Source organism: Streptomyces brasiliensis (assembly GCF_014647875.1).
Taxonomy (GTDB): Bacteria; Actinomycetota; Actinomycetes; order Streptomycetales; family Streptomycetaceae; genus Streptomyces; species Streptomyces brasiliensis.
The window spans coordinates 1-869 of the sequence record NZ_BMQA01000250.1 but is presented as its reverse complement, the minus strand read 5'-3'; the positions used below and the strand labels follow the sequence as shown (position 1 = coordinate 869).

Annotated in this window: 1 protein-coding gene; it reads left to right on the top strand. The window is 69.9% G+C overall.

Annotated features, from left to right (window positions below; translation table 11 throughout):
- Positions 1–869 (top strand): AMP-binding protein (locus tag IEZ19_RS50025; protein ID WP_189317989.1); only part of this gene is annotated, 869 nt, incomplete at both ends.

Genomic DNA, 869 nt, shown 5'->3' with positions numbered 1-869 from the left:
CGGGTACGGATGGTCGCCGTCGACGACCCGATGACGGCTGCGCTGCTCGAGGCCCAGCCGGACACCACGCCGGCGGTGGCGATCGATGCGGCTGGGTTGGCCTATGTGATTTATACGTCGGGGTCGACGGGTGTGCCGAAGGGCGTGGGCGTCGCACATGCCGGTGTGGTGAATTTGGTGGCCGCGCAGATCGATCGGTTCGCGGTGGAGCGTGACTCGCGGGTGCTGCAGTTCGCGTCGATCGGTTTCGATGCGGCGGTGTCCGAGGTGCTGGTGACGCTCTGCTCCGGTGCCGCCCTGGTCATGGCATCGGCCGACGAACTGCTGCCGGGTGGCGGGCTGGTGGATCTGGTCGCCGGCAACGGCATCACGCACGCGACGTTGCCGCCGGCGGTACTGGGAGCTCTCGACGCCGCCGAGCTGGACTCGGTGACCACGCTCGTGTCTGCTGGTGAGGCGCTGGACGCGGGTCTGGTGGAGCGGTGGGCGCCGGGCCGTCGGCTGATCAACGCCTACGGCCCGACCGAGATCACCGTGTGTGCGTCGATGTCGCAGCCGCTGATGCCGGGGGACGTGCCGACGATCGGCACGCCAACTGCCAACACACACCTGTACGTCCTCGACGAGACACTCCAGCCGGTGCCGGTCGGGGTCACGGGCGAGCTGTACGTGGCCGGAGCCGGCGTGGCGCGCGGCTACGTCGGCCGTGCGGGTCTGACGGGTGAGCGGTTTGTGGCCTGCCCGTTCGGGTCGGCGGGTGAGCGGATGTACCGGACCGGGGATGTGGCCAAGTGGGCCGCAGACGGTCAACTCGTCTTCGGCGGGCGGGCCGACGAGCAGGTCAAGATCCGCGGCTTCCGCATCGAGCC